20 protein-coding genes and 1 pseudogene are annotated in these 26,114 nt (G+C 71.4%); 13 read left to right on the forward strand and 8 right to left on the reverse strand.

The features are described from left to right. Window positions 1-507 precede the first annotated feature (507 nt). Window positions 508-978 carry a universal stress protein gene (locus AVL59_RS16225; protein WP_067304571.1) on the reverse strand — a complete coding sequence of 157 codons (471 nt, stop codon included), beginning with the start codon at window positions 976-978 and terminating at the stop codon, window positions 508-510. A gap of 89 nt (window positions 979-1,067) precedes the next feature. On the opposite strand from AVL59_RS16225, the gene lysX reads away from it, so the two are divergent. Continuing rightward, entirely contained in the window at window positions 1,068-4,346 is a 3,279-nt protein-coding gene (gene lysX / locus AVL59_RS16230; RefSeq protein ID WP_067304574.1) for a bifunctional lysylphosphatidylglycerol synthetase/lysine--tRNA ligase LysX, read from the forward strand. On the opposite strand, the gene AVL59_RS16235 is transcribed toward lysX, so the two are convergent. Further along, complete coding sequence (locus tag AVL59_RS16235; protein ID WP_067304577.1) at window positions 4,291-5,727, reverse strand: MFS transporter; 1,437 nt, start codon at window positions 5,725-5,727, stop codon at window positions 4,291-4,293. The two genes, lysX and AVL59_RS16235, sit on opposite strands and share 56 nt — an antisense overlap. 221 nt (window positions 5,728-5,948) lie before the next feature. On the opposite strand from AVL59_RS16235, the gene AVL59_RS16240 reads away from it, so the two are divergent. Further along, window positions 5,949-6,785 carry a polysaccharide deacetylase family protein gene (locus tag AVL59_RS16240; protein ID WP_067304578.1) on the forward strand — a complete coding sequence of 279 codons (837 nt, stop codon included), beginning with the start codon at window positions 5,949-5,951 and terminating at the stop codon, window positions 6,783-6,785. A gap of 30 nt (window positions 6,786-6,815) precedes the next feature. On the opposite strand, the gene AVL59_RS16245 is transcribed toward AVL59_RS16240, so the two are convergent. Beyond that, window positions 6,816-7,499 (reverse strand): class F sortase, encoded by a 684-nt coding sequence (locus AVL59_RS16245; RefSeq protein ID WP_067304582.1) that lies wholly within the window; start codon window positions 7,497-7,499, stop codon window positions 6,816-6,818. A 693-nt stretch (window positions 7,500-8,192) separates the two neighbouring features. Between AVL59_RS16245 and AVL59_RS54300 the strand changes: the two are divergent. Beyond that, window positions 8,193-8,588 (forward strand): annotated as a pseudogene (locus tag AVL59_RS54300) (hypothetical protein); the annotation flags it as partial. A gap of 101 nt (window positions 8,589-8,689) precedes the next feature. Here the strand turns inward: AVL59_RS54300 and AVL59_RS16255 are convergent. Next, complete coding sequence (locus AVL59_RS16255) at window positions 8,690-9,454, reverse strand: bestrophin-like domain (RefSeq protein WP_067304589.1); 765 nt, start codon at window positions 9,452-9,454, stop codon at window positions 8,690-8,692. A 36-nt stretch (window positions 9,455-9,490) separates the two neighbouring features. After that, complete coding sequence (locus tag AVL59_RS55575; RefSeq protein WP_257785085.1) at window positions 9,491-9,619, reverse strand: hypothetical protein; 129 nt, start codon at window positions 9,617-9,619, stop codon at window positions 9,491-9,493. Window positions 9,620-9,647: 28 nt separating this feature from the next. Here AVL59_RS55575 and AVL59_RS53570 point away from each other — a divergent pair, with 28 nt between their 5' ends. From AVL59_RS53570 to AVL59_RS16275, 4 genes are all read left to right on the forward strand, one after another. Beyond that, window positions 9,648-10,142, forward strand: a complete 495-nt coding sequence (locus AVL59_RS53570) for a hypothetical protein (RefSeq protein WP_067304638.1) — start codon at window positions 9,648-9,650, stop codon at window positions 10,140-10,142. A 221-nt stretch (window positions 10,143-10,363) separates the two neighbouring features. After that, window positions 10,364-11,335 carry an SCO0930 family lipoprotein gene (locus tag AVL59_RS16265; RefSeq protein WP_067304642.1) on the forward strand — a complete coding sequence of 324 codons (972 nt, stop codon included), beginning with the start codon at window positions 10,364-10,366 and terminating at the stop codon, window positions 11,333-11,335. 277 nt (window positions 11,336-11,612) lie between these two features. Next, window positions 11,613-12,425: an SAM-dependent methyltransferase gene (locus tag AVL59_RS16270; RefSeq protein ID WP_067304645.1), complete on the forward strand. Its 813-nt coding sequence runs from the start codon at window positions 11,613-11,615 to the stop codon at window positions 12,423-12,425. Beyond that, the gene (locus tag AVL59_RS16275) at window positions 12,422-14,566 is read left to right on the forward strand and encodes a putative bifunctional diguanylate cyclase/phosphodiesterase (protein WP_067304648.1); all 2,145 of its coding nucleotides are present in this window, start codon (window positions 12,422-12,424) and stop codon (window positions 14,564-14,566) included. Before AVL59_RS16270 ends, AVL59_RS16275 begins: the two co-directional genes overlap by 4 nt. 114 nt (window positions 14,567-14,680) lie before the next feature. Here AVL59_RS16275 and AVL59_RS16280 read toward each other — a convergent pair whose 3' ends face one another. Next, window positions 14,681-15,565 (reverse strand): LysR family transcriptional regulator, encoded by an 885-nt coding sequence (locus tag AVL59_RS16280; RefSeq protein ID WP_067304650.1) that lies wholly within the window; start codon window positions 15,563-15,565, stop codon window positions 14,681-14,683. A 120-nt stretch (window positions 15,566-15,685) separates the two neighbouring features. Between AVL59_RS16280 and AVL59_RS16285 the strand changes: the two genes are divergently transcribed. The 5 genes from AVL59_RS16285 (at window position 15,686) to AVL59_RS16305 (ending at window position 20,898) form a co-directional block, all read left to right on the forward strand. Beyond that, the gene (locus AVL59_RS16285) at window positions 15,686-16,357 is read left to right on the forward strand and encodes a succinate dehydrogenase (RefSeq protein ID WP_067304653.1); all 672 of its coding nucleotides are present in this window, start codon (window positions 15,686-15,688) and stop codon (window positions 16,355-16,357) included. Window positions 16,358-16,359: 2 nt separating this feature from the next. After that, window positions 16,360-18,306, forward strand: coding sequence for a fumarate reductase/succinate dehydrogenase flavoprotein subunit (locus AVL59_RS16290; RefSeq protein WP_067304656.1), 1,947 nt, complete (start codon window positions 16,360-16,362; stop codon window positions 18,304-18,306). Next, window positions 18,303-19,052, forward strand: coding sequence for a succinate dehydrogenase/fumarate reductase iron-sulfur subunit (locus AVL59_RS16295; protein WP_067304659.1), 750 nt, complete (start codon window positions 18,303-18,305; stop codon window positions 19,050-19,052). Before AVL59_RS16290 ends, AVL59_RS16295 begins: the two co-directional genes overlap by 4 nt. A 242-nt stretch (window positions 19,053-19,294) precedes the next feature. Next, window positions 19,295-20,065, forward strand: a complete 771-nt coding sequence (locus tag AVL59_RS16300) for a GNAT family N-acetyltransferase (RefSeq protein WP_067304661.1) — start codon at window positions 19,295-19,297, stop codon at window positions 20,063-20,065. Continuing rightward, the gene (locus AVL59_RS16305) at window positions 20,065-20,898 is read left to right on the forward strand and encodes a lysophospholipid acyltransferase family protein (protein ID WP_067304664.1); all 834 of its coding nucleotides are present in this window, start codon (window positions 20,065-20,067) and stop codon (window positions 20,896-20,898) included. Before AVL59_RS16300 ends, AVL59_RS16305 begins: the two co-directional genes overlap by 1 nt. Here the strand turns inward: AVL59_RS16305 and AVL59_RS16310 are convergent. Both AVL59_RS16310 and AVL59_RS16315 read right to left on the reverse strand, forming a co-directional pair. Further along, a complete protein-coding gene (locus tag AVL59_RS16310; protein ID WP_067304669.1) occupies window positions 20,888-23,218 on the reverse strand; it encodes an ATP-binding cassette domain-containing protein in 2,331 nt (776 codons plus the stop codon). The two genes, AVL59_RS16305 and AVL59_RS16310, sit on opposite strands and share 11 nt — an antisense overlap. A 69-nt stretch (window positions 23,219-23,287) precedes the next feature. Continuing rightward, the gene (locus AVL59_RS16315; protein ID WP_067304672.1) at window positions 23,288-23,482 is read right to left on the reverse strand and encodes an antitoxin; all 195 of its coding nucleotides are present in this window, start codon (window positions 23,480-23,482) and stop codon (window positions 23,288-23,290) included. A 156-nt stretch (window positions 23,483-23,638) separates the two neighbouring features. On the opposite strand from AVL59_RS16315, the gene AVL59_RS16320 reads away from it, so the two are divergent. Next, complete coding sequence (locus tag AVL59_RS16320; protein WP_067317350.1) at window positions 23,639-26,113, forward strand: ATP-dependent Clp protease ATP-binding subunit; 2,475 nt, start codon at window positions 23,639-23,641, stop codon at window positions 26,111-26,113. Window position 26,114: the final 1 nt, after the last annotated feature.

Here is a 26,114-nt window from a genome sequence, read left to right on the forward strand (position 1 = left end):
CGGGCATCCGCTGTCCGCCTCGCCATCCGGGCGATCGGCACGGACGAGCCCCGCCCCGAGCACCGCCCGCCGTGTTCCGCGCCGGTGACGTCCTCGGCAGCTGACGGCACCTGCTCACCAGCCCCGACCGGCGCCCGCTGCTCCTGAACGTGCTCGTGGTCGGCGCCCTGATCATGGCCGGCTCACCGCTGCTCCGAGCTCTCATGCGCCTGGGAGTCTCCGGGCTGGTGCTGATGCTGGTGCTGGTGGCGTTCGAGGCCGGGTTGATCATGTGCGGGGCGTGTTCACCCTCGGCCACCCTCGGCCACCCTCGGCCACCCTCGGCATCGTCGCCGAGTGTCCGGGCTGACCGCGGCCGATCGGGTGGCCCGTACGCTCGCCGTCCGGTCGGTCGCCGGCACGGCGGTCACCGTGGCCGTGACCGCTCTGCGGGGTCCGCCGGCCCGCGCACCGCGCTCGACGGGGCCCCGGTGCCGCTGCTCGTGACCCCGCTGTCGCTGTGGTGCCCTACGGAACGACCGTCACCGGCCAGCGTCCCGCCTTCACCAGCCGGACCGCCACCGAGCCGATGATGCGGTGCCCGGCCTGCTCGGACGCGCCCACCACCACCGCGTCCGCCTTGAGCTCGTCGGCAGCCTTCACCAGGCCGTTGTAGGCGTCACCGCGGAAGGTGTGGAACTCCCAGCGCACCTCGAATATCCCCTTGACCCGCTCGGCCGCCTCCCGGATCTGCGCGATCAGGTCCTCGGCGATCTCGTCGGTCGTCTCCGCGACCGGCGCCCCGAGCGCCGCCCCGGCCGCGAGCAGCGGCTGCACGTACACCACGGCCAGTAGCGCGTGCTGGCGACGGGCCAGACCGCCCGCGTACGCGGCCGCCCGCAACGAGGTGTCGGAGCCGTCGACCCCGACCACGATGACCTTCGGCCCATCCGTACCGCGCTCGAACTGGTGAGCGTGCTGTTCGTGCTGCTCCGTCACATACCGAGGCTATCGGAATCGGCGCTTCCCACCGAGGCCCGGGGCCGCTCGACGGGCGAGCGGCCCGCGCCCTTCCTACAGTCGGAACCATGACTGCCACCGCCGGGCCGGCCGCGCGAACGGATGCCGCGGGCCCGGCCCGCCCGCCCGCCGGCGGCCGCCTCGGCTGGGTGCCCGAGGCCTTCGGGACCCTCTTCGCCACGCTCGGTCTGCTGTGCGCCCTGCTCGCGTTCTTCGCCCCGCTGCGCCGCCTGCTGCGCCCGCTCGTGCGCATCCTCGACCTGCTGCTGATCCCCATCAGCGCCAACCTCGCCTACGCGGTCTTCCTGTTCCTGCTGGCCGCCGCCACCGCCGCCCGCAAGAAGGCGGCCTGGTGGCTGGTCGTCGTCTACCTGAGCCTGCTGGTCCTGTCCGACATCCTCGGCCTGGCCCTCGGCCAGTACACCGAGTCCCTGCCGTCCCTCGTGCTGTGCACCCTGCTGCTGCTCTTGCTGGTGGTGGCCCGCGGGGAGTTCTACGCCGCCTCCCGCCGCGGTGCCGTGTGGCGCGCGCTGGGCGTCCTGCTGGCCGGTCTCGCCGTGGCGATCGTGGTCGGCTGGGGCCTGGTCTCGCTGTTCCCCGGCACCCTCCCGCAGGGCCAGCACCTGGCCTGGGCGGCCGACCGGGTGTGCGGCGGACTGGTCTCCAACAGCTCCTTCGGCGGCCGCCCGCCGCGCAAGGTCACCTTCCTGCTCGGCCTGTTCGGCGCGCTCGCCCTGCTGAACGCCGCCGCCGCGCTGTTTCGTTCGCAGCGCCTGGAAGCGGCCCTGCACGACGACGAGGAGGCCCGCATGCGCGCCCTGCTGCGGGCCTACGGCGCACGGGACTCGCTCGGCTACTTCGCCACCCGCCGGGACAAGGCCGTCGTCTTCTCCGCCAGCGGCAAGGCCGCCGTCACCTACCGCGTCGAGGCAGGCGTGTGCCTGGCCAGCGGCGACCCCGTCGGCGACCCGGAGGCCTGGCCGCACGCCATCGCCGCGTGGCTGGACGTGGCCCGCCGCTACGCGTGGGCACCGGCGGTGATGGGCGCCTCCGAGGACGGCGCCCGCGCCTACGCCCGCGCCGGACTCGGGGCCCTCCAGCTCGGCGACGAGGCGATCCTGCACGTGCCCGGGTTCGACCTCGACGGCCGCGACATGCGCGTCACCCGCCAGGCCGTGCACCGCGTCCGCCGCACTGGTGCCACCAGCCGCATCCGCCGCCACGCCACGCTCACCGACCGGGAGATGGAGGAGATCGTCGACAGGGCCGACGCCTGGCGGGACACGGAGACCGAACGCGGGTTCTCCATGGCCCTGGACCGGCTCGGCGACCCCGCCGACGGCGACTGCCTGCTCGTGGAGGCCATCGGTGAGGACGGCAGGCTCCTCGCACTGCTCTCCTTCGTGCCCTGGGGACGCGACGGCGTCTCCCTGGACCTGATGCGCCGTGACCGTGCCGCCCCCAACGGGGTCATGGAATTCATGGTCGCCGAACTGTGCGCGGCCGCCCCCAAACTGGGGGTGCGCAGGATCTCGCTGAACTTCGCCGTCTTCCGCTCGGTGTTCGAGGAGGGCGCCCGCATCGGCGCCGGACCGGTCCTCAGGCTCTGGCGCCGGCTGCTGCTGTTCTTCTCCCGGTGGTGGCAGCTGGAGGCCCTCTACCGGTCCAACGCCAAGTACCACCCCGAGTGGTATCCGCGCTTCATCTGCTACGGCGAGACCGCCTCCCTCGCCCGTATCGGCCTCGCCTCCGGCATCGCCGAGGGATTCGTCTCCGTACCGTCCCTGCGCAAACTCTGGGGAAAGGGGCACCCGAAGACGGGGCAGCGGCCCGCCACGACCGAGGGTCTGCCGTCCCTGACGGCGCTCGGTCTCGACGGAGGGGACGAGGCCGGGCCCGCCGCCCCGGACGCGGGCCTGCCCGAACAGGTCCGCGTCCGGTACCGCACACTGGACCGCCTGCGCGCCGACGGCACCGACCCCTACCCGGTCGGCGTCCCCGCCCCCACCCACGCCCTCGCCGACGTCCCGCGGGGCCAGGAGGTCACCGTGGCCGGCCGCGTCATGCTGGTCCGCGACTTCGGCGGCATCGTCTTCGCCGTCCTGCGCGACTGGTCGGGGGACCACCAACTGGCCCTCACCCGCGACGGCTCCGGGCCCGCCCTCGACCGCTTCCGCGCCGACACCGACATGGGCGACCACATCACCGCCACCGGCCGCGCGGGCCTCAGCGACCACGGCGAGCCCACCGTCTTCGTCACCTCCTGGCGGCTGACCGGCAAGTGCCTGCACCCGCTGCCCGACAAGCGGCGCGGCCTCGCCGACCCCGAGGCCAAGGTCCGCCGCCGCTACCTCGACCTGGTGACCAGCCCGGACGCCCGCGACGTGATCCGCGCCCGCTCCACCGCCGTACAGGCCCTGCGCCAAGGCCTTCTGGACCGCGGCTTCCTCGAGGTCGAGACCCCGATGCTGCAGCAGATACACGGCGGTGCCAACGCCCGCCCCTTCACCACCCACATCAACGCCTACGACCTCGACATGTACCTGCGCATCGCACCCGAGCTGTACCTCAAGCGGCTGTGCGTGGGCGGCCTGGAGAAGGTCTTCGAGCTGGGCCGCACCTTCCGCAACGAGGGCGTCTCCTACAAGCACAACCCCGAGTTCACGATGCTGGAGGCCTACCAGGCGCACGCCGACTACGACGTGATGCTCGACCTGACCCGCGAGCTGATCCAGGGCGCCGCGACCGCCGCCTTCGGCACGCCCGTCGTCCGCAAGGACGGCGAGGAGTACGACATCTCGGGGCAGTGGCCGGTGAAGACCGTGTACGGGGCGCTCTCCGAGGTGCTGGACGAGGAGATCGGCCCCGGCACCGAACTGCTCAGGCTGCACCGGCTGTGCGACCGCACGGGAGTGCCGTACACCGCCGACGACGGACCGGGCGATGTGGTCCTGGAGATGTACGAGCGCCTCGTCGAGGAGCGCACCCGCCTGCCCACCTTCTACAAGGACTTCCCGACCGACGTCTCCCCGCTGACCCGGCAGCACCGCGCCGACCCGCGGCTCGCGGAGCGCTGGGACCTCGTCGCCTTCGGCACCGAACTCGGCACCGCCTACTCCGAACTGACCGACCCCGTCGAACAGCGCCGCCGGCTCACCGCGCAGTCGCTGCGGGCCGCCGGCGGCGATCCGGAGGCCATGGAGCTGGACAGGGACTTCCTGGAGGCCCTCGAGTACGCCATGCCCCCGACCGGCGGCCTCGGCCTCGGCGTGGACCGGCTCGTCATGTTCCTCACCGGACTGACGATCCGGGAGACCCTGCCGTTCCCGCTGGTGCGCCGCCGCTGACACCCGGCTCCGGGCCGGCCGCCCGCACCGGGTGCCGGGGCAGGGTCAGCAGCGCGACCACCGCCGCCGTCAGGCACAGCGCCGTACCGAGTTCGAAGCAGTCCCGGACCCCGCCGCCCAGGGAGACCTCGTACTGATGGACACCGGTGAGCGCCGAGGCCGGCGTCCGCTCCAAGGCGACCTGGATGATCCCGGCGAACAGCGACACGCCGAGGCCCGCGCCGAACTGCCGGGAGGAGTTCAGGCCCTGGGGGAGCGCACCGCTGCCCGACCGCGCGAAGCCGGCGGGCAGCGCGAGCACACCGCAGCCGAAGGCGATCAGCAGCAGCGGCGGCTGCACGTCGCCGAAGCCGTAACCCGCCCCGGGAAGGCTCAGCAGCACGTACCCGACGGCCGACACACCGCAGGCCCCGGCCACCGTGGCGGCGAGACCGACGCGGGCGGCGAGGGCGGGCAGCGCCACACACCCCAGCACGACCCCGGCGACGGCGGGCAACAGGGCCCAGCCGACCCGCATCGGGGACAGCCCGCCGAGCAGCTGCGTGGCGATGGTGAGGGCGGACACGACACCGGCCAGGCCCGCCGCCAGCAGCGCCACCACCGTGTACGCGCCGAACGCCCCCCGGTCCCGGTACAGCCGGGCGAACAGCTCCGGTACCCCCTCGCGCCGGCCGAACCAGCCCAGCACGGACGGCACCAGCGCCCCGGCCACGGCCACGGTGATGACCGTGGTCGCGGACAGGCTCCGGTCGCCGAGCCAGTCGGTGAACCAGGCCAGGAAGCCCAGCGGAACGACGGCCAGCGCGGCGCGGCCCACCCCGGGCCCGGCCCCGGGAACGGGCGCGGACTCGGTCAGCGCCACCGGGGCCAGCGCCACGAGCACCAGCCCGGCCACCGCCTGCACCCAGAAGATCGTGTTCTCGGACTGCGAGGCGTCCAGCAGCATGGAACACGGCAGCACCACCGCCGGCGAGGCGCAGGCGACGACCGCGAAGTGCACGTTCAGCGCCCGGTCCCGGCCGGGACCGGCCGGATGCGTGGAGTCGATCAGGGCCAGCGCGCAGGCCGTGATCGCCGCCGCCGCGAGGCCCTGCACCGCCCGCGAGGCCAGCAGCACCCAGGCGTCGGACGACAGCGCGGGCGCCGCCGCCGCGACGCTCGACAGCGCGAGCCCGCCCATCAGCACCCGCCGCTGCCCGAGCGCCTTGCCGATCGCCCCCGCGAACACGGGCAGCGCGGCGAAACAGACGCTGTACACGGACAGCAGCCACGTCAGCCCCGCGAACGACAGCTGCCGGTCGCGGGCGATCAACGGCAGGCCCAACGCGAAGACCATCGTGTCGAAGACGACCAGGAACTGGGCGACGGCCAGCAGCACCACCGCCAGCCCCCTGCGCCGAACCTCACTCGCTCCCCCGTGTACGACCAACTCGGCTCGCCCTCCGACCTCGTCATCAGATCCGTTCCTGCGGACCGATTGCTTATCAGAAGCGACGGAGCGCCGTGCGACCGCCCCCTGTCACTCGGCCGACCGGGTGGATTCCCGCCGCCGCACCGGTGTCGCTGGGGTGCGCCCAAGGCCTGCCGGGCGACTGATGAGTCATGCAGAAGGATCAGTTGTTCACGCGGCGCCGGATGCTGCTCGCCGGCGCCGCCGCCCTGGGGGCCGCCGGCACCGCGGGAGTGGTCGTGGCGAGCGGCGGCGGGGAAGAGACCCACTCCGCCGTCCCCGTCGCCGGTCCGCAGGCCCGTCAGGCGCTCAAGCCCTCCGCCTTCCGGCTCCAGCCGTTCGCCGCGGACGCCCCGCCGCGCGCGGCGCCGCGCAAGCTGAAGGCGCGCCACGAACCCATCCTGCGGATCTCGGGACGCGGCAGGCACATGATGCTGACCTTCGACGACGGCCCCCACCCGGAATACACCCCGCACATCCTGGACACCCTCGCCGAGTACGACGTACGGGCGATGTTCTTCGTGTGCGGGGAGATGGTGGTCGAGAACAAGAAGCTGGTGGCCCGGATGGCCGACGAGGGACACGTGGTCGGGAACCACACCTGGACCCATCCGCTGCTGACCACCCTCAGCCGCGAGGAGATCCGTGGGGAGATGGAGCGGACCAGCGACGCCATCGTGAACGCCTACGGGGAGCGCCCCCAGTGGTTCCGCGCGCCGTACGGGGCTTGGAACCGCGCGGCCTTCCAGCTCGGCGCCGAGATGGGCATGGAACCGATGGCCTGGACCGTCGACACGACCGACTGGATGACGCCCGGCACGGACACCATTGTCGACCGGGTGGAGAACGGCGCCGCCCCCGGCGTCGTGGTGCTCTCCCACGACGCCGGGGGCGACCGTTCGCAGAGCGTCAGGGCCATCCGGCGATATCTGCCCTATCTGCTGGAATCCGGATATCACCTCACCGTGCCGCCCCGCCGCATGTCCTGACGGGGCATTCGCCCGCTCGGACACGGCCTCTCAGGTGACCGCGACCAGGCGGGCGAACACCACGACATTCCCGTCGTAGCCGTGCTGTTTCGAGAAACCGCCGCCGCACGTGATCACCCGGAGTTCCGGCGTGCCCTTCGAGCCGTACACCCGGTCACCGGGGAAACTGCTCTTCGCGAAAAGCTCCACTCCGTAGATGTCGAACACCGCGGTCTTTCCGTCCTTGCGCAGGACCTCGACCCTGCCGCCTTTCTGCAGGCCCCCGAGTCCGTAGAAAACCGCGGGACCCTGTTTGTTGTCGACATGCCCGACGACGACCGCGGTGCCCTTCTCCCCGGGGGAGACCGCGCCGGTGAACCAGCCCGCCAGATTGGGGTCCTCCGGCGGCGGAGCGCCGACCCAGCCCTGCTCGTCCAGGCCGACGGGCACGATGGGCGCGTCGACCCGGATGGCGGGGATCCGGATCCGGGCCGCCACGGAGAACGGCAGCGGGGCCGGGGCGTGCATCAGCGTGCCCGGGGTGGCACCGGTGTCGTCCCGGGTGTCCGGGGCCGCGGCCGAAGCGGGCTGCGGCGGCCCGACATCGAATTCCCCGGAACCATTCCGAATGAGCGCCAGACCGGTCAGCAGAACAAGCGCTATCACGCCCCAGGGCGCGCGCTTCTTCCGGCGCTCCTCCTCTTCGGCCAGTTCGGACAGCTCGGACGCAGACATTCGCCAACCCCTCTCGACGCGGCCTTTACCACGTCCCTTACACATGGGAAAACGCTAAGTCCCGCGCGGGCGACGGGCGACGGGACGACGGGCGAACGGGTGGCCCGCCACGTTCCCGGTGCGCCATCCGAGTTGCAGCCGGAAGGAAATTTCTGACGGTCCGTGACCTGCACCAATATCGGATTGTGTGGTTTTCTCGCGGCGTGTCCGCTCACCAGGACGGACCATTCTCGACATGCGGGCGTGTTCGGCGCGTCTGAGGGTCTTGTCGGGAGGTGCTTTCTCGCCGATCGACCGGGAACCGGACCCGGTGTGCCTCTCGCGGAGGATCAGATGCGAAACCAACGTGTCCTGGCGGCCGCGTGCACCGTGGTCGCCTCTCTAGGGCTCGCCACCCCCGTGGCCGTCGCGGACGGCATGGGCAACGGGGGCGGTACGGGCGGAAACGGCGTCATCACCGTTCCCGGCAACGGCGTCGGTGTCGCACCGGGTGTCGGTGTCGCACCGGGTGTCGGCGTCGGACCCGGTGTCGGACCCGGCTTCGGGAACGGCTTCGGCCGGTGCGACAACGGCCGCGGTGACAACGGCCGCGGTGACAACGGGCGGGGTGACAACTTCGGCCGCTGCGACAACGGGCGGGGTGAAGACTTCGGCCGTGGCGACAACGGAAGGGGCGACATCTTCGGAGACCGGGACAGCCCGCGCAACATCATCGCCACGCCCGGTGTGGTCGCCGCCGGCGGCCGGCTCACCGTCACCGTGGACGGCTGCCACGGTGGCACGGCGTCCTCGCCCGCCTTCCAGACCATCTATCTGGTGCCGATCCGCGACGACATCTCGCGGGGCGAGGCCAGGATCGACCAGGACGCCCATCCCGGCCACTACGACATCACGGTCAATTGCAACGGCCGCACCCTCACCCGCCCGTCGGCCTTCTCCGTGCTCGGCGGCGTCCAGGGCGGCGTCGGCGGCAGCATCACCAGCGGCGCCACATCGGCCGACATGGCCATCGGTGGCGGACTGGTGGCCGCGGCCGTCATCGGGGGCGGTGTGGTCTGGGTACGGCGGCGCAGCGAGAGGCGGATCTGACCCGGAGCCCTGGTTCCCCTTCGTCACGGCGCGGCGCACGCGGACGGGCCTTCGCCCCGACCCTTTGCGGGAACCGGGGCGAAGACCCGTGTGTGTCGCCGCTATCCCTTGACGTGCGGGAACAGGTTCAGGAACGGCTGGGCGGACGCCGCGATGCCCCGGCTGTAGGGCGCGTCGAAGTCCCAGATGAGGAAGAGCATGAAGGCGATGGTCGCGGAGAACAGGCCCGCCAGGATCAACTCGCGCCGGGTGCGCCGGATCTGCAGCGCGAAGACCATGCAGATGGTGATGACCGCTCCGGCGAGCAGCCCGAACCACACCACGGACGGCATCGTCGCCCCGGTCGAGTCGGCGCGTGCGTTGCGCGCCTGGTCGGCGGCGGCCATCTGGTCCAGCAACGGCTGGTAGGCCTGCGCCTCGAAGTCGTTCTTCGGCTGGTAGTCCGTGACGTCGTGACGGACCTGTGCCAGCAGTTCCGTGCCGTGCTCGGTGACCCGCTCGTGCTTGGTCATCGACCTCCACTCGGTGGTCACGACCTGTCCGACATAGGCGTTGACGTCGTCCCGAATCCGGTCACGGACGTCCGGCGGGTAGACCCGCACCCGCTCGGAGATCTCGTGCAGCGCCTGGGCCTCGGCCTGCACGTGATCCTGGGCGGCGCTGCGCGCCTCCCACACGCCCGCGATGGCCAGACCCAGGACGATGGCGTACACGACGCCGATCCACATCGTCATGTACTCGATGACGTCCGGGGTCTCGTTGGGATCCTCGTCGTCGGGCGCCCGCTTGTGCCGGACGAGGGTGATGACGACCACCACGGCACAGGCCGCGAGCATCGCGAGGACGAGAACAAGCCAATCCGACAACAGATGCCTCCAGAAAGAAGGTGGGCGGGCGGCGCGTCAGCGCGGCCGCAGCGCCGCGACGGCGACGATCGCCGGAACGGTGATGAGCAGGACGTAGGTGACCGGCGTGGTGTGGTCGGGCGCGGTGTGCGAGGCCGGCCGGGGGTGGTACGCCGGGTAGCTCACCGGGGTCACGGAGTGCCGCAGACGGGGCTTGGGCTTCGGGACGGGCTTCGGCTCCGCAGTCGGGGCGGGCGGCGGAGCCGGAACCGGAGCCGGGGCCGGAGTCGGCCGGGGTGCGGGGGCCGGTGGGGCGGGCGGCCGCGGCTTCGGTTTCGGCGGCGCCTTCGGTGTGGGGGTGGGCCGCGGCCTGGGCGACGGCTTCGGAGCCGGAGTCGGCTTCGGCGTCGGGGTGGGCGTGGGCGTCGGCGGGCACGGCGGCGGCGTGGGCGTCGGGCACGGCGGAGGAGTGGGCCAGCGGTCGCTGTCTCCCGCGAAGGCCACCGCGACCGTGCCGTCGGGGCCCGTGGAGGCGGAGGCGCAGGCGTCGGCCGACGCGGTGCCGACGGGGCAGCCCACCAGGGTCCAGGTCAGGGTCAGAAGGGCCAACACCCGTGTGGCGGGCGCACATCGGGTCACTTCGGGTCCATGCACGTCGGAGATCATGAGGCGCCGAGCGCCGTCGCACTACGGAGTGGACCGTGATTGATCCGAAAGAGGGATAAAAGGCGATCAATGGTTTGACGCGTAGAAGCATTCACGACTGGTCGATATGTACGCCCGTGCGAGTCCCGTTCGAGGGTCCCGTCACCGGATCCGGAAAGAAATTCGCCCGGCGGTTGAACACGAAGGCCCCCTCCCCGCGTACCCATGGCCGTGCGGCGGCTTGGCAAGGCGTCGCAATATCCAGGCGAATTTGGGGAGTTGACGATGAAGACCTCCTGGCGGACCGCCTCACTGGTGGCCACAGCCGCTTCGGTGCTGGCGCTGACGACGGCGTGCGGTCAGGACAACAGCACCACTCCGTCCTCGGCGGCCCAGAACGTCGGGGCCACGGCCCCGGCGGGCGGCTACGGCGTCCCGGGCGCCACGGCCAGCACCGGGGCGGGGGCGGGCAACGGCTACGGAGCCGACGGCAATCAGAGCTCCAGCTCCCCGGCCCAGTCCGCGCCCGCGGGCAAGCTGACCGTGGCCGGCAACCCCGACCTGGGCAATGTGCTGACGGACGGCTCAGGCCTCACCCTCTACCGCTTCGACAAGGACACCGCCAATCCGCCCAAGTCGAACTGCGACGGCGACTGTGCCACCACCTGGCCGCCGGTTCCCGCCGACGACGCCTCGGCCGGCGCCGGTATCGACAAGGCGCTGCTCGGCGAGGTCACCCGGGCCGACGGCACCAAGCAGCTGACCATCGGCGGCTGGCCCGCCTACCGCTATGCCAAGGACGTCAACGCCGGTGACGTCAACGGCCAGGGCGTGGGCGGCAAGTGGTTCGCGCTCGCCCCCAACGGCAAGAAGGCATCCCTGTCCTCCCTGCCCGGTCTGTCCGTCCGCAAGGACCCCAAGCTCGGCGACATCATCGTCGACAAGAACGGCATGACCGTCTACCGCTTCCTCAAGGACAAGGCCTGGCCGAAGGTCATCTCCAACTGCGCCGGGGCCTGCCTGGAGAAGTGGCCGGCCGTCGCCCCGGTCAAGGCCGACGACACCAAGGGCGTCAAGAAGAAGGGGCTCATGGGCTTCACCCGGCCCGACGGCGAGAAGCAGATGACGGTCAACTGCTGGCCCATCTACACCTTCTCCGGCGACAAGGCTCCCGGAGACACCAACGGTCAGGGCGTGGGCGGCACTTGGTACGCCGTCTCGCCCGACGGCAAGCCGGTCGGCGCGCCGGGCAAGTAGAGATCACCTCCCCAGGGTCGATCGCCCCGCCCACCGGCGCCCGATCGAAGGTCCGCCCCCTCCGCACCGCACGGAGGGGGCGGACCGCTGTGTTCACCCGGACCGCCGCCCCGTCCGAGAGGCGTCACGCAGCGGGGTCGGTCAGGCACTTGCCGCAGGCAGTGACCGGGAACGGATGGTCAATTTCCGGTTCGGGTCGCTCCTTTGCCGGGCGATCAGTAGCCTCTGCTCGAACACCGGATCGCCTGTCCCTGTCGCCTACGCCTTGGAGAGATACATGGAGCGTCCCGCCTGGGCGCCACGGAGCATCGACATCTCGGTGCCGAGCGTCTCGCGTATCTACGACTACTACCTGGGCGGATCGCACAATTTCGAGGTGGACCGGGAAGCGGCCCGCAAGGCAATGGAGTTCATGCCGGGCCTGCCGAAGATCATGCAGGCCAACCGGGCGTTCATGCGCCGGGCCGTGCGCTTCGCGGCAGAGGAGGGCATCGACCAGTTCCTCGACATCGGCTCCGGCATCCCGACGTTCGGCAACGTCCACGAGGTGGCCCGGGCCGCCGTACCGGGCGCACACGTCGTCTACGTCGACCACGATCCGGTGGCGGTCGCGCACAGCCAGGCGGTGCTGGAGGGGAACGAGAGCGCCGATGTGATCGCCGCCGACCTGCGCAAGCCCCAGGAGATCCTCTCCAGTCCGCAACTGGAGCACCTCATCGACCTGAATCGGCCAGTGGCCCTGCTCCTCGTTGCCATACTGCATTTCGTGGAAGACGCGGACGACCCGTACGGTGCGGTGGCGGAACTGCGCGAGGCGCTGGCGCCCGGCAGCCTGCTGATCCTCACCCATGCCTCGTACGAGGGAATCCCGTTGCCACCGGAGCGAGCCGAGGGCGCGGTAGACGTATACAGGGACATTCGCAACCCGCTGATCATGCGCTCGCGCGACGAGATCGCGCGGTTCTTCGAGGGGTACGACATGGTGGAACCCGGACTGGTGCCGATGCCGCACTGGCGCCCGGAGTCGGAGCCGGAGGACGAGGATCCGTATGCCTTCTCCGGATTCGCCGGCGTGGGGCGTACGGCGTGAGCGCGGAACCGGACGGGCCCGAGGGCAGACTGCGCCGGCTGACGACGATCTGGAGCCGGTCCCTCTTCCCGGTCACCTCCACGTCCCGCACCCGCGCCGAGTTCGAGGAGGAACTCCTCCCGCTCGCACGCCGGTTGAGCGGCCTGCTGCGGGCCCGCAGCTTCGACGCCGAGGAGGCCAAGGCGGTCGGCGCCGCCCTGGTCGAGGCGCACTGCACCGACCCCGAGGCGCTCACCCGCACCCTGGACTGCGTCGACGCCTATCTGGTGCTCTACTGCGGCGAGGACGGCCCCCAGGACGAACTGCGCATGCGGTCCTCGCGGTTGCAGCACGCCATGGCCGCCGGGTACGCGCAGGCGCTGCGCGAGCGCACGCTGTCCGAGCAGGAGGCCATCGCCCAGGCCGCGCTGCGGGCCCAGGGCGTGGTGGCGCAGGCGCTGCACGCCAGCGAGGCCCGGTTCCGCGCCGTCTTCGAGGGCGCGGCCATAGGTATCGGCATCGCCGATCTGGACGGCAACGTACTCCAGGTCAACGGGGCCCTGCTGCGCATGTTCGGACTCTCCGCACAGACCCTGCGCGGCCGCAGGGTCCTCGACTGGACCCACCCCGAGGACGCTCCGCAGACCTGGAAGCTCTACGACGAGCTGGTGCGCGGCGAGCGTGAGCACTACCACGTGGAGAAGGCCTTCAACCGGCCCGACGGCACCGTCCTGTGGACCAACTTGACGGTCTCCCTGCTGCGCGATGCCGACGGCAACCCGCAGTACCAGCTCGCGCTCATGGAGGACACCACCGAGCGGCGCCTGCTCCACCTCCGGCTGCGCTACGAGGCCACGCACGACGCGCTCACCGGACTGCCCAACCGAACATTGTTCTTCGAGCGCCTGGAGAAGGTGCTGGGCGCGGGCGAGGGGCAGCGCTTCGGCCTGTGCTACCTCGACCTGGACGGCTTCAAGACCATCAACGACAGCCTCGGCCACGCCGCAGGCGACCGGCTGCTGGTGGAGGTCGCCGACCGGCTCCAGTCCTGCGCGACCGCGCCCGGCGAGATGGTCGCCCGGCTCGGCGGCGACGAGTTCGTGGCCCTGACCACGGGGCCCGGCACCGAGCGCAAGGTCGACGAACTCGCCGAACGCATCATGAACGCGCTGATCACCCCGGTCAGCATCGACGGCCGGGACCTGCTGGTGCGCGGCAGCCTCGGCATCGTGGAGGGCCCGGCGGGCGAACGCACCGCCGCGGAGGTCCTGCGCAGCGCCGACATCACCATGTACCGGGCCAAGTCGGCGGGCGGCAACCGCTCGGAACTCGCCGACCCCGAGGCCGACGCCCGCGCGATCACCCGGCACGGCCTCACCACCGCCCTGCCGACGGCCCTGGAGCGCGGCGAGTTCTTCATCGAGTACCAGCCTCTGGTCCATCTCGGCGACGGCAGCGTACGCGGCGCCGAGGCGCTCGTGCGCTGGCTGCACCCGCAGCACGGTGTCCTCGGACCCGACCGCTTCATCCCGCTCGCCGAGCACACCGGCCTGATCGTCCCGCTCGGCCGCTGGGTCCTGGAGGAGTCCATCCGTCAGGCTCGTGAATGGCGAGAACGCTACGGCGAGGAGACGACCGCGGGGCCGCTGCGCATCAACGTCAACCTGTCGCCCTGCCAGCTCAGCCATCCCGGCCTGGTCCAGGACACGGTGGACATCCTCGAACGTTCGGGCGTCACCCCGGACGCCCTCTGCCTGGAGGTCACCGAGTCGGCCCTGATCGGCGCCGACGACGATCTGCTCAAACCCCTGCGCCGGCTCGCCGAGATGGGCGTCGACATCGCCCTGGACGACTTCGGCACCGGCTACTCCAACCTCGCCAACCTGCGCCGCCTCCCGGTGAGCATCCTCAAACTGGACCGCTCCTTCACCCGGGGCATGCAGCAGTTCCCGGCCGATCCCGTCGACCTGAAGATCGTCGAGGGCATCGTTTCCCTGGCCCACAGCCTCGACCTGGCGGTGACCGTGGAGGGCGTGGAGACGGGAGCCCAGGCCGAACAACTCCGCATACTGGGCTGCGACACGGCCCAGGGCTGGTACTACGCGAGGCCGGGCCCACCGGAGAGACTGCACGACTTGGCTTTGGTGGACGCGAACGGCTGAGTTGGGGGGTGTGGGGGGCGCAGCCCCCCCACAAAGGGGCGCGGGGAACTGCGCGAGCAACCACAAGCGACCCGGACCCCCCGACGGCGCTACCCAGGCACACGCAACCGGGCTTCACCGCTCAAGCAACATCCGCTGCAACTCCCGAGCGGCCCGAGGCGGAGCCACATCACTGCGATGAGCCAGCGCGATGGTGCGATGCAGCCCCGGCCGAGCCAACGGAGTGACCCGCAGCCCCCGCCCGGACCGACTGGCGACCATCCGCGGCACCACAGCGACACCGAGCCCCGCCCGCACAAACCCCAGTACCGCGTCCATCTCGCCCCCCTCCACGGCGAACTCCGGCTCGAACCCGGCGGAGCGACACGCGGCCACCGTCAGTTCGCGCAGGTCGTAGCCGTGCCGGAACATCACGAGGCGCTCGCCCTCCAGATCCCCGATCTCGACCACCCGGCCACCCCGCCCCGGTGCCCGCACCTCGGGTGAGGACACCACCACGAGATCCTCCCGCAGCAGCTCCACCGTCGTCAGCGCGGGCGCGGGCGTCGGCAGCGGCAGCACGACCAGGGCGAGATCCAGGGCTCCGCGCGCCAGCTCCCGTACGAGGTCGTGCGACCCGCCCTCCTCGATCAGCAGCTGGATGCCGGGGTAGCGGTCGTGGAAGGCGCGCAGGACATCGGGCAGCAGGCCCGTGCACAGGCTCGGCGTCGCCCCCAGCCGCACCCGTCCCCGCCGCAGCTGCACCAGTTCCTGCACCTCGTGCCGGGCCGTGTCCGCGTCGGCCAGGATCCGGCGGGCCAGCGGCAGCAGGGCCTCGCCCGCGTCGGTGAGCGTGATGTTGCCCCGGGCGCGCAGGAACAGGTCGGCGCCCAGCTCCCGCTCCAGCGCCTTGATCTGCTGGGAGAGGGAGGGCTGGGCGACATGGACGAGCTCGGCGGCCCGGGTGAAGTGCCGGGTCTCGGCGACGGCCACGAAGTACTGGAGCTGCTGGAACTGCATGGCTCCACGATAGCCTCCACCTATTGAATCCAGCTGGACCATGTCTTGGACCGATGGGGCCGAAGGGCCCTAGCGTCTTGTGGCATGGCTCTGGCAACGCGGACGGACCGACGGCCGTCCATGGCGCGCACCGTGTGGGACAGCACCGTCGGCAAGAAGACGGTGATGGCCGTCAGTGGCGTGATCATGCTGCTGTACCTGGTCGCCCATGTGATCGGCAACTTGAAGATCTTCTTCGGTCCCGAGGAGTTCAACCACTACGGGCACTGGCTGCGCACCGTCGGCGAACCGTTCATGCACTACGAGTGGACGCTCTGGCTCATCCGTGTCGTGCTCGCCGCCGCCGTCGTCGCGCACGCCGTGTCCGCCTACCAGCTCAGCCGCCGCGACATCAAGGCGCGCCCGAGCAAGTACGTGCACGGCAAGCCGCGGGCGAGCTACGCGACGCGCACCATGCGCTGGGGCGGGATCATCCTCGGCCTGTTCATCGTCTGGCACGTCCTGGACCTGACCACCGGCACCGTGCACTCCGGCGGCTTCCAGCCGGGCCACCCGTACCAGAACGTGGTCGACACCTTCTCCACCTGGTACGGCGACGTGATCTACATCGTCGCCATGCTCGCGCTCGGCCTGCACATCCGGCACGGCTTCTGGAGCGCCGCACAGACACTCGGCGTCGGCAGCCGCGCCCGCGACCGCGCCCTGAAGACCATCGCCGACGTCCTCGCGCTGCTGCTCACGGCCGGCTTCATCGCCGTACCCGTGGGCGTCATGACCGGAGTGGTGAGCTGACCATGACCTACACCCACTACACGACCGGCGAGCCGGTCATCGACACCAAGGCCCCCTCGGGCCCCGTCCACGAGCGCTGGGACAAGCGCCGCTTCGAGGCCAGGCTGGTCAACCCCGCCAACCGGCGCAAGCACACGATCATCGTCGTGGGCACCGGTCTGGCCGGCGGCGCGGCGGGCGCCACCCTCGCCGAACAGGGCTACCACGTCGTCCAGTTCTGCTACCAGGACTCCCCGCGCCGGGCCCACTCCATCGCCGCGCAGGGCGGCATCAACGCGGCGAAGAACTACCGCAACGACGGCGACTCCATCCACCGTCTCTTCTACGACACCGTCAAGGGCGGCGACTTCCGCGCCCGCGAGTCCAACGTGCACCGCCTCGCCCAGATCTCGGTCGAGATCATCGACCAGTGCGTGGCCCAGGGCGTGCCGTTCGCGCGCGAGTACGGCGGCCTGCTCGACACCCGCTCCTTCGGCGGCGTCCAGGTCTCCCGCACCTTCTACGCCCGCGGCCAGACGGGCCAGCAACTCCTCCTCGGGGCCTATCAGGCACTGTCCCGGCAGATCGCCGCGGGGAACGTGGAGATGCATCCGCGTACCGAGATGCTCGACCTGATCGTCGTCGACGGGCGGGCACGCGGCATCGTGGCGCGTGATCTCGTCACCGGGAGGATCGCCACGTACTTCGCGGACGCGGTGGTGCTGGCCTCCGGCGGCTACGGCAACGTCTTCTACCTGTCCACGAACGCCATGAACTCCAACGCGACCGCCGTGTGGCGGGCGCACCGGCGCGGTGCCTACTTCGCCAACCCCTGCTTCACCCAGATCCACCCCACCTGCATCCCGCGCACCGGCGACCACCAGTCCAAGCTGACGCTGATGAGCGAGTCGCTGCGCAACGACGGACGGATCTGGGTGCCGAAGGCCAAGGGCGACACCCGGCCGCCGCACCAGATCCCCGAGGACGAGCGCGACTACTACCTGGAGCGCATCTACCCCTCCTTCGGCAACCTGGTCCCGCGCGACATCGCCTCCCGCGCCGCGAAGAACGTCTGCGACGAGGGGCGCGGGGTCGGCCCCGGCGGGCAGGGCGTCTACCTGGACTTCGCCGACGCCATCGGGCGGATGGGCCGGGGGGCCGTCGAAGCCAAGTACGGCAACCTCTTCGACATGTACCAGCGGATCACCGACGAGGATCCGTACGAGGTGCCGATGCGGATCTATCCGGCCGTGCACTACACGATGGGCGGCCTGTGGGTCGACTACGACCTGCAGACCACCGTCCCGGGCCTGTTCGCGATCGGCGAGGCCAACTTCTCCGACCACGGCGCCAACCGGCTCGGCGCGTCCGCGCTGATGCAGGGCCTGGCCGACGGCTACTTCGTCCTGCCGGCCACCATCAACGACTACCTGGCGCGCAACCCGCACCAGGGCCCGGTGACCGACGAACACCCCGTCGTCCAGGAGGTGCTGGCCGAGACCGAGGACCGCGTCAACCTGCTCCTCGCGGTCGACGGCGACCGCACCCCCGACTCCTTCCACCGTGAACTCGGCGAGCTGATGTGGGAGTTCTGCGGCATGGCGCGCACCGACTCCGGGCTGCGCAAGGCCCTGGAGCGCATTCCGCAGATCCGCGAGGAGTTCTGGCGGCGCATCAAGGTGCCCGGCACCGGCGAGGAGTTCAACCAGGCGCTGGAGAAGGCCAACCGCATCGTCGACTACCTGGAGCTCGCCGAGCTGATGTGCCTCGACGCGCTGCACCGCGCCGAATCCTGCGGCGGCCACTTCCGCGAGGAGTCCCAGACTCCGGACGGCGAGGCGGCCCGCGAGGACGACGCGTTCTCCTACGCCGCGGCCTGGGAGTTCACGGGCACGGGCGCGGCGCCCACCCTGCACAGGGAAGACCTGGTCTTCGAGTACGTCCACCCCACCCAGCGGAGCTACGCATGAAGCTCACCCTGCGCGTCTGGCGCCAGAAGAACGCACACGCCGACGGCGCGATGTCCACGTACGAGGTGGACGGCATCTCGTCCGACATGTCTTTCCTGGAGATGCTCGACACGCTCAACGAGGAGCTGATCCTCAAGGGCGAGGACCCGGTCGCCTTCGACCACGACTGCCGCGAGGGCATCTGCGGCGCGTGTTCCCTCGTGATCAACGGCGATGCGCACGGCCCCGAGCGCACCACCACCTGCCAGCTGCACATGCGGTCCTTCAAGGACGGCGACACGATCGACATCGAGCCGTGGCGGGCGTCCGCGTTCCCGGTGATCAAGGATCTGGTGGTCGACCGGTCGGCCTTCGACCGGATCATCCAGGCCGGCGGATACATCACGGCGCCGACCGGGTCCGCGCCGGAGGCGCACGCCACGCCCGTGCCGAAGCCGGATGCGGACTTCGCCTTCGAGCACGCGGAGTGCATCGGATGCGGGGCGTGTGTGGCGGCGTGTCCGAACGGCGCGGCGATGCTGTTCACCTCCGCCAAGGTCAACCATCTCAATGTGCTGCCTCAGGGGGCGCCCGAGCGGGAGACGCGGGTGCTGGACATGGTGGCGCAGATGGATGCGGAGGGGTTCGGGGGGTGCACGTTGACGGGTGAGTGTGCGACCGCGTGTCCGAAGGGGATTCCGCTGGTGTCCATCACGAGCATGAACAAGGAGTGGCTGAGGGCTACCCGGAAGGTGGGGAACAGGTAGCGCCGTCTCCTTCAGTGAACGTTCGCCGAAGAGCGGCGGACGGGCGGGGTCGGGAGTGGTGCTCCTTCCGGCCCCGTCTGGTTTTCCTGCGGCACCCTCACCCACGCCGTTCAACAAGCCCACACCCACTCTCCGGTCCTCGGTCACGCGCAGGTCAACCGGCGTCGGAAGAACAGGACAGGCAGACCGGACCGTCGGACTGCCCCTTCTGCCGACCCCGGCCCGTTTCCATGGAGAGAGCCATGACCGGCGTCACCACGCTCGACCGTCCTCCGCAGCCCGAGGCACCCACCCGCTACACCGTCACCCTGGCCCGCGACGAGGCCGACGTCCGTGCCGCGCAGCGGCTGCGGCACGAGGTGTTCGCGGGGGAGATGGGTGCCCTGCTGGCCACCCCGCAGCCGGGCCTCGACGTCGACCCGTTCGACGCGTACTGCGACCACCTGCTGGTGAACGACACCGTGACCGGACAGGTCGTCGGCACCTACCGGCTGCTGCCGCCGGAGCGGGCCGCGGTCGCCGGCCGGCTGTACTCGGAGGGCGAGTTCGACCTGGCCCGGCTCGACGGGATCCGGCCCGGACTGGTCGAGGTCGGCCGCTCCTGTGTGCACCCCGACCACCGCGACGGCGCGGTCATCGGCCTGATCTGGGCCGGGATAGCCCGCTACATGGTCGACCGGGGCCACGAGTGGCTGGCGGGCTGCTGCTCCGTGCCTCTGGCCGACGGCGGCGCGCTGGCCACCGGTACCTGGGAGCGGGTGCGCGCCAAGCACCTGGCGCCCGAGGAGTTCCGGGTACGGCCCCTGCTGCCGTGGGTCCCGAACGCCGAGGTCCCGGCCGGGCACACCGACCTGCCGGCCCTGCTCCGCGGCTACCTGCGCCTCGGCGCCTGGGTGTGCGGCGAGCCCGCGCACGACCCGGACTTCGGGGTCGCCGACCTGTACGTGCTGCTGTCGATGCGCCGGGTCAACCCGCGCTATCTGAAGCACTTCCTGTCTCTCGTACCGGCCTGATGAGCGTCTGGCTGCCCAGCGCGCCCTGTACCCCGGGCGCCTGTGTGGAGCCGGCCGCGCCCGCCGCGGCCGTACCCCGTGCCGTGCTGCGGATCACCGCGGTCGCGGTCCTGGTACTGGCCGGGGTCGTGCTGGCGCCGCTCGGCGGGAGGATCCCCGCCGAGTGGGTCAGGCGATGGTGCCGGACGATCGTGCGGGTCATCGGGGTCCGGGTCCGCTTCACCGGCACCGCCACACCGGCCGGCGGACTGCTGCTGGTCGCCAACCACGTCTCATGGCTGGACATCCCGCTGCTGGCCGCCGTACGCCCCGCCCGGATGCTCGCCAAGACCGAGATCCGGCAGTGGCCCGTGGCGGGGGCGCTGGTCGCGCGCGGCGGGGCGCTGTTCATCGAGCGGGACCGGCTGCGCGCCCTGCCCGACACGGTCGCCCGGATCGCCGACGCCATGGCCGAGGGCGCGGCCGTGGTCGCCTTTCCCGAGGGCAGCACCTGGTGCGGGCGGGCGCACGGCCGTTTCCACCGGGCCGTCTTCCAGGCCGCGCTGGACGCCGGCGTACCGGTGCAGCCGGTCCGGCTGCGCTATCGGCAGGACGGCGGAGGGGCCGCGACCACCGCGGCCGCGTTCGTCGGCGAGGACACCCTGCTCGCCTCCCTGTGGCGGGTCGCCCGCGCGCGGAACCTGGTGGCCGAGGTGGAGGTACGACCGGTGATACCACCCGGTGCCCATCCCGACCGCCGTGCCCTCGCCGCCGCCGCCCAGCCGGTCCCCTCCGAGCCCGGCTGGACCCATGCCGTCCTGCTGGAGCCGCGGCCCGACCGCGTCACGGCATGACCCGGGCCAGATAGGGCGCCGTCGCGCTGCCCTCGGCCCGTGCCACCCGCAGCGGCGGCCCGGTCACCACGATGCGGCCGCCCCGGTCGCCGCCGCCCGGCCCCAGGTCGATCACCCAGTCGGCCTCCGCGACCACGGTCATGTCGTGCTCGACCACGACCACCGTGTGCCCGGCGTCGACGAGCCCGTGCAGTCGGTCCATCAGCACCTCGACGTCGGCCGGGTGCAGTCCGGTCGTCGGCTCGTCCAGCAGGTAGAGGGTGTGGGCGCGCCGGCCTCGCTGCAGCTCGCTCGCGAGCTTGATCCGCTGGGCCTCCCCGCCGGACAGCTCGGTGGCGGGCTGGCCCAGGCGCAGATAGCCGAGGCCCACGTCCAGCAGCGTGCCCAGGCTGCGGGCAGCGGCCGGGACGTCCGCGAAGAAGGCCGCCGCGGCCTCGACCGTGAAGTCCAGGACCTCGGCGATGTTCCGTCCCCGGTACGCGACCCGGAGCGTGTCGGTGTTGTAGCGGGCGCCGCCGCACTCCGGGCACGGCGCGTACGTGCTCGGCAGGAACAGCAGCTCGACGCTGACGAACCCCTCACCCTGGCAGGTCTCGCAGCGCCCTCCCGCCACGTTGAAGGAGAACCGCCCGACGCCGTACCCGCGTTCCCGTGCCGCGTCGGTGGCGGCGAACACCTTGCGTACGACGTCGAACAGGCCGGTGTAGGTGGCCAGGTTGGAGCGCGGAGTGCGCCCGATCGGCTTCTGGTCCACCCGGACCACACGGCCGACCCCGTCCAGGTCCTGGGTCAGCTCGCCGATCAGCGTGGACTTCCCGGAGCCGGACACACCGGTGACGGCGGTGAACGCGCCGAGCGGGAACTGGGCCGTCACCGCGCGCAGGTTGTGGCGGGTCACGGGGCCCACCTCCAGCCAGCCCCGCGGCTCACGGACCTCACGCGCCGGGCCGGGCGCCTCGTCGAAGAGATGGCGGGCCGTGGCCGACTCCGCGACCGAGGCCAGCTCGGCCACCGGGCCGCTGTACAGCACCCGCCCGCCGTGCTCTCCCGCGCCGGGGCCCACGTCCACCAGCCAGTCGGCGCCGCGCACCACCTCCAGATGGTGCTCCACCACGAACACCGAGTTACCGGCCGCCTTCAGCCGGTCCAGCACCGTGAGCAGGGCCTCGGTGTCCGCCGGGTGCAGTCCGGCCGACGGCTCGTCCAGCACGTACACCACACCGAACAGCCCCGAGCGCAACTGGGTGGCGAGCCGCAGCCGTTGCAGCTCGCCCGCCGAGAGGGTGGGGGCGGCCCGGTCCAGGCTGAGATAGCCGAGGCCCAGCTCCACGACCGGCGCGATCCGGGACTTGAGATCCTCGGTGAGGACGCGGGCGGTCTCCGAGCCGCCGTGCAGCAGTGCGGCCAGGTCGGTCAGCGGCACGGCGGCCAGTTCGGCGATGGTCCGGCCGCCGAAGGTCACCGCCAGCGCCTCGGGCCGCAGCCTGCTGCCCCCGCACACCGGGCAGGGCGCACTGGTCAGGAAGCGTTCCGCCTTCGCCCGCAGCGTCGCTGACCTGGTGTCGGAGAACGTCTTCAGCACATACCGGTGCGCGCTCATGTACGTGCCCTGGTACGGCCGTTGGATCCGGTCGGCGTCCCGGACCGGATGGACGGTGACGACCGGCTGATCCTCTGTGAACAGGATCCACTCCCGCTGCTCGGCGGGCAGCTCGCGCCAGGGCCGGTCCACGTCGTACCCGAGCGTGTCGAGGATGTCGCGCAGGTTCTTGCCCTGCCAGGCGCCCGGCCAGGCGGCGATCGCGCCCTCGCGGACGGTGAGCGAGGGGTCGGGGACCAGCAGCGCCTCGGTGGTGCGGTGCACTTCGCCGAGGCCGTGGCACCCGGGGCAGGCACCGGCCGCCGTATTGGGGGAGAACGCGTCCGAATCCAGCCGCTCGGCGCCGGGCGGATAGTCACCGGCGCGTGAGAACAGCATGCGCAGGGAGTTGGAGAGGTTGGTGACCGTGCCCACCGAGGAACGGGAGGTGGGGGCCGAGCGGCGCTGCTGCAGGGAGACCGCGGGCGGCAGCCCGGTGATCTCGCCGACCTTGGGCGCCCCGACCTGGTGTATCAGTCTGCGCGCGTACGGCGCGACCGACTCGAAGTAGCGTCGCTGCGCCTCGGCGTAGACGGTGCCGAACGCCAGGGACGACTTCCCCGAGCCGGACACGCCGGTGAACACGGCCAGTACGTCCCGTGGGATGTCCACGTCGACGCCCTTGAGGTTGTGCTCGCGGGCACCACGGACGCGAACGTACGGATCATGGGGGCTGTGCATCGCGGGACACTCCGTACGGGCCTGCCGGGGCGGGGGCAAACCCCGCGATTCTAGCCCGCCGTGTCCCGGCTACGGGTGCGGAGGGGTGTCCCGGTCGTCCGTGCCTCCAAGCTGTTCCCTCAGCTTGTCCTGGGCGGTGTCGACCTGAGAGCTGTACTTGCCCTGGGTCTTCTCGTCCACGAAGTCGCCTGCCTTGTCGATGCCCTGGCCGGCCTGCTCTTCGTGGCCCTTGAGCAGCTGCTTCAGCTTGTCCATCACGGACATGGCGGCCCTCCTCGTCGCTTGAGGCCTGCCTTCCCAGCGTCTCCGGTCGGAGCCGGTATCGCATCTCGGCGCTGCCCCCGTGCGTATTTGTACCATTTATGCGAATTTGGGGGCTGATGTCTGCCGATGAAGACGCTGAAGAAAGGCCCGCACCCCATGAGCACCCCAGGTTTCGGTTTCGGACGCAGCCCGTTCGAGGAGTTCGACGAGTTGATGTCCCGGTTCTTCGGCGGCGCACCGGCCCCGTCCGCCCGAAGGCCCCAGCGTGTCGACATCGGCAGTCTGCTCTCCGAGCGGGCCCGCGACCTGGTCGCCGAGGCCCGGGACATCGCGGCGGTCGAGGGCAGCGAGGAACTCGACGCCCGGCACCTGCTGTCCGCCGCCACCCGGAACGAATCCACCCGGCGTCTGCTCACCGAGGCCGGCGCCGACCCGGACCGCATCCGCGAGCAGCTGGGCACCGGCGCGAACGGCGCTGAGAAGACCGAGCCCGGCACGCTCACCCCGGCCGCCAAGCGCGCCCTGCTCGACGCCTACCAGATCTCCCGCGCCGAGGGCGCCTCCTACATCGGCCCCGGTCATCTGCTGCGCGCGCTCGCCGCGAACCCGGAGTCGGCGGCCGGGCAGGTACTCGGGGAGGGCGGCTGGGAGCCGGCCCGGCTGCCCGCCGAGGGCGCTGGCGAGCGGAAGAAGCCGAGCAGCACGCCGACCGTGGACGAGTACGGCCGCGACCTCACCGAGGACGCCCGGGCGGGCCGCCTGGACCCGGTGATCGGGCGTGAGGAGGAGGTCGAGCAGACCATCGAGGTCCTCTCCCGCCGCAGCAAGAACAACCCCGTCCTGATCGGCGACCCCGGTGTCGGCAAGACGGCCGTGGTCGAAGGCATCGCCCAGCGCATCGTGGCCGGGGAGGTGCCCAAGACACTCACCGGCAAGCGGCTGGTCTCGCTGGATCTGGCCGGCATGGTGGCGGGCACCAAGTACCGGGGCGAGTTCGAGGAACGGCTGAAGAGACTCCTCGACGAGGTCGGCGAACACGGCGACGAACTGATCCTGTTCCTGGACGAGCTGCACACCGTCGTCGGTGCCGGAGGCGGCGGCGAGGGCGCCATGGACGCGGGCAACATGCTCAAGCCGGCCCTGGCGCGCGGCGAGCTGCATCTGATCGGGGCGACGACCGTGGACGAGTACCGCAGGCACATCGAGAAGGACGCCGCCCTGGAGCGCCGCTTCGCCCCCATCCTGGTCGGCGAGCCCACCGTGGACGACACCATCGAGATCCTGCGCGGCCTGCGCGACCGGTACGAGGCCCACCACCAGGTGAAGATCACCGACGAGGCGGTCGTCGCCGCGGCCGAGCTGTCCGACCGGTACATCACCTCACGCTTCCTGCCCGACAAGGCGATCGACCTGATGGACCAGGCCGCCGCCCGGGTGCGGCTGCGGGCCAAGACCCCGCTCGAGGACACCCGGGAGATCGAGGACCGCGTCGCCGCCCTGAACCGGGAGAAGGACCAGGCCGTCGCCGACGAGGAGTACGAGCGTGCCAAGGACCTGCGCGACCGCATCAAGGAGGCCGAGACCCGGCTGGCCGCGGCGGGCAAGGCGGAGGAACAGGCGCCGAGGGTCACCGCCGAGGACATCGCCCAGGTCGTCTCCCGCACCACGGGCATCCCGGTGGCGCAGCTCACCGAGGAGGAGCGGGCGCGGCTGATGAAGCTGGAGGAGCATCTGCACGAGCGGGTCGTGGGGCAGGACGAGGCGATCACCGCCGTGGCGCGCGCGGTGCGCAGGGCCCGCGCCGGTATGAGCGATCCCAACCGTCCTGTCGGCAGCTTCCTCTTCCTCGGCCCGACCGGTGTCGGCAAGACCGAACTGGCCCGGGCCCTCGCGGCCGCCCTCTTCGGCGACGAGAGCCGCATGATCCGTCTCGACATGAGCGAGTTCCAGGAGCGGCACACGGTCTCCCGCCTGGTCGGCGCTCCTCCCGGATACGTCGGCCACGAGGAGGCCGGCCAGCTCACCGAGGCGGTGCGCAGGCAGCCGTACGCCGTTCTCCTGCTGGACGAGGTGGAGAAGGCGCACCCGGACGTCTTCAACACCCTGCTGCAGCTCCTGGACGACGGCCGGCTCACCGACTCCCAGGGCCGCACCGTCGACTTCAAGAACACCGTCGTCATCATGACGTCGAACATCGGCGCCGACCGCATCCTGGCCTCCGGCGTGGAGGACTACGCCAAGGTCCGCGAGTCGGTGCTGCCCGTCCTCACCCAGCACTTCCGGCCGGAGTTCCTCAACCGCATCGACGAGATCATCGTCTTCCGCGGCCTGGACCGCGCCCAGTTGCGCCAGATCGTCGATCTGCTGCTGGAGCACACCCGGCGCCGCCTGCACGCCCAGGACGTCACGATGGAGGTCACCGACGCGGCGGCCGGACTGCTCGCGAACATCGGCTACCAGCCCGACTTCGGCGCCCGCCCGTTGCGCCGCACCATCCAGCGCGAGGTGGACGACCGCCTCGCCGATCTGTTGCTGTCCGGCGAGCTGGGCGCGGGCGACCGGGCGGTGGTGGACGCGGCCGACGGCTCCGTGGTGATCCGGACGGACAAGCCGGCCGGCGTGGAGGGCTGAG

This window comes from Streptomyces griseochromogenes, from assembly GCF_001542625.1.
Classification (GTDB): domain Bacteria; phylum Actinomycetota; class Actinomycetes; order Streptomycetales; family Streptomycetaceae; genus Streptomyces; species Streptomyces griseochromogenes.

Bases quoted from the DNA above. Each gene is read 5' to 3' on its own strand.
- lysX (WP_067304574.1), top strand. From the start codon at position 1,068: ATGACTGCCACCGCCGGGCCGGCCGCGCGAACGGATGCCGCGGGCCCG.
- AVL59_RS16290 (WP_067304656.1), top strand. From the start codon at position 16,360: ATGACCTACACCCACTACACGACCGGCGAGCCGGTCATCGACACCAAG.
- AVL59_RS16320 (WP_067317350.1), top strand. From the start codon at position 23,639: ATGAGCACCCCAGGTTTCGGTTTCGGACGCAGCCCGTTCGAGGAGTTC.
- AVL59_RS16245 (WP_067304582.1), bottom strand. From the start codon at position 7,499: ATGTCTGCGTCCGAGCTGTCCGAACTGGCCGAAGAGGAGGAGCGCCGG.
- AVL59_RS16270 (WP_067304645.1), top strand. From the start codon at position 11,613: ATGGAGCGTCCCGCCTGGGCGCCACGGAGCATCGACATCTCGGTGCCG.
- AVL59_RS16265 (WP_067304642.1), top strand. From the start codon at position 10,364: ATGAAGACCTCCTGGCGGACCGCCTCACTGGTGGCCACAGCCGCTTCG.
- AVL59_RS16305 (WP_067304664.1), top strand. From the start codon at position 20,065: ATGAGCGTCTGGCTGCCCAGCGCGCCCTGTACCCCGGGCGCCTGTGTG.
- AVL59_RS16300 (WP_067304661.1), top strand. From the start codon at position 19,295: ATGACCGGCGTCACCACGCTCGACCGTCCTCCGCAGCCCGAGGCACCC.
- AVL59_RS16285 (WP_067304653.1), top strand. From the start codon at position 15,686: ATGGCGCGCACCGTGTGGGACAGCACCGTCGGCAAGAAGACGGTGATG.
- AVL59_RS16310 (WP_067304669.1), bottom strand. From the start codon at position 23,218: ATGCACAGCCCCCATGATCCGTACGTTCGCGTCCGTGGTGCCCGCGAG.
- AVL59_RS16240 (WP_067304578.1), top strand. From the start codon at position 5,949: ATGCAGAAGGATCAGTTGTTCACGCGGCGCCGGATGCTGCTCGCCGGC.
- AVL59_RS16295 (WP_067304659.1), top strand. From the start codon at position 18,303: ATGAAGCTCACCCTGCGCGTCTGGCGCCAGAAGAACGCACACGCCGAC.
- AVL59_RS16315 (WP_067304672.1), bottom strand. From the start codon at position 23,482: ATGTCCGTGATGGACAAGCTGAAGCAGCTGCTCAAGGGCCACGAAGAG.
- AVL59_RS16280 (WP_067304650.1), bottom strand. From the start codon at position 15,565: ATGCAGTTCCAGCAGCTCCAGTACTTCGTGGCCGTCGCCGAGACCCGG.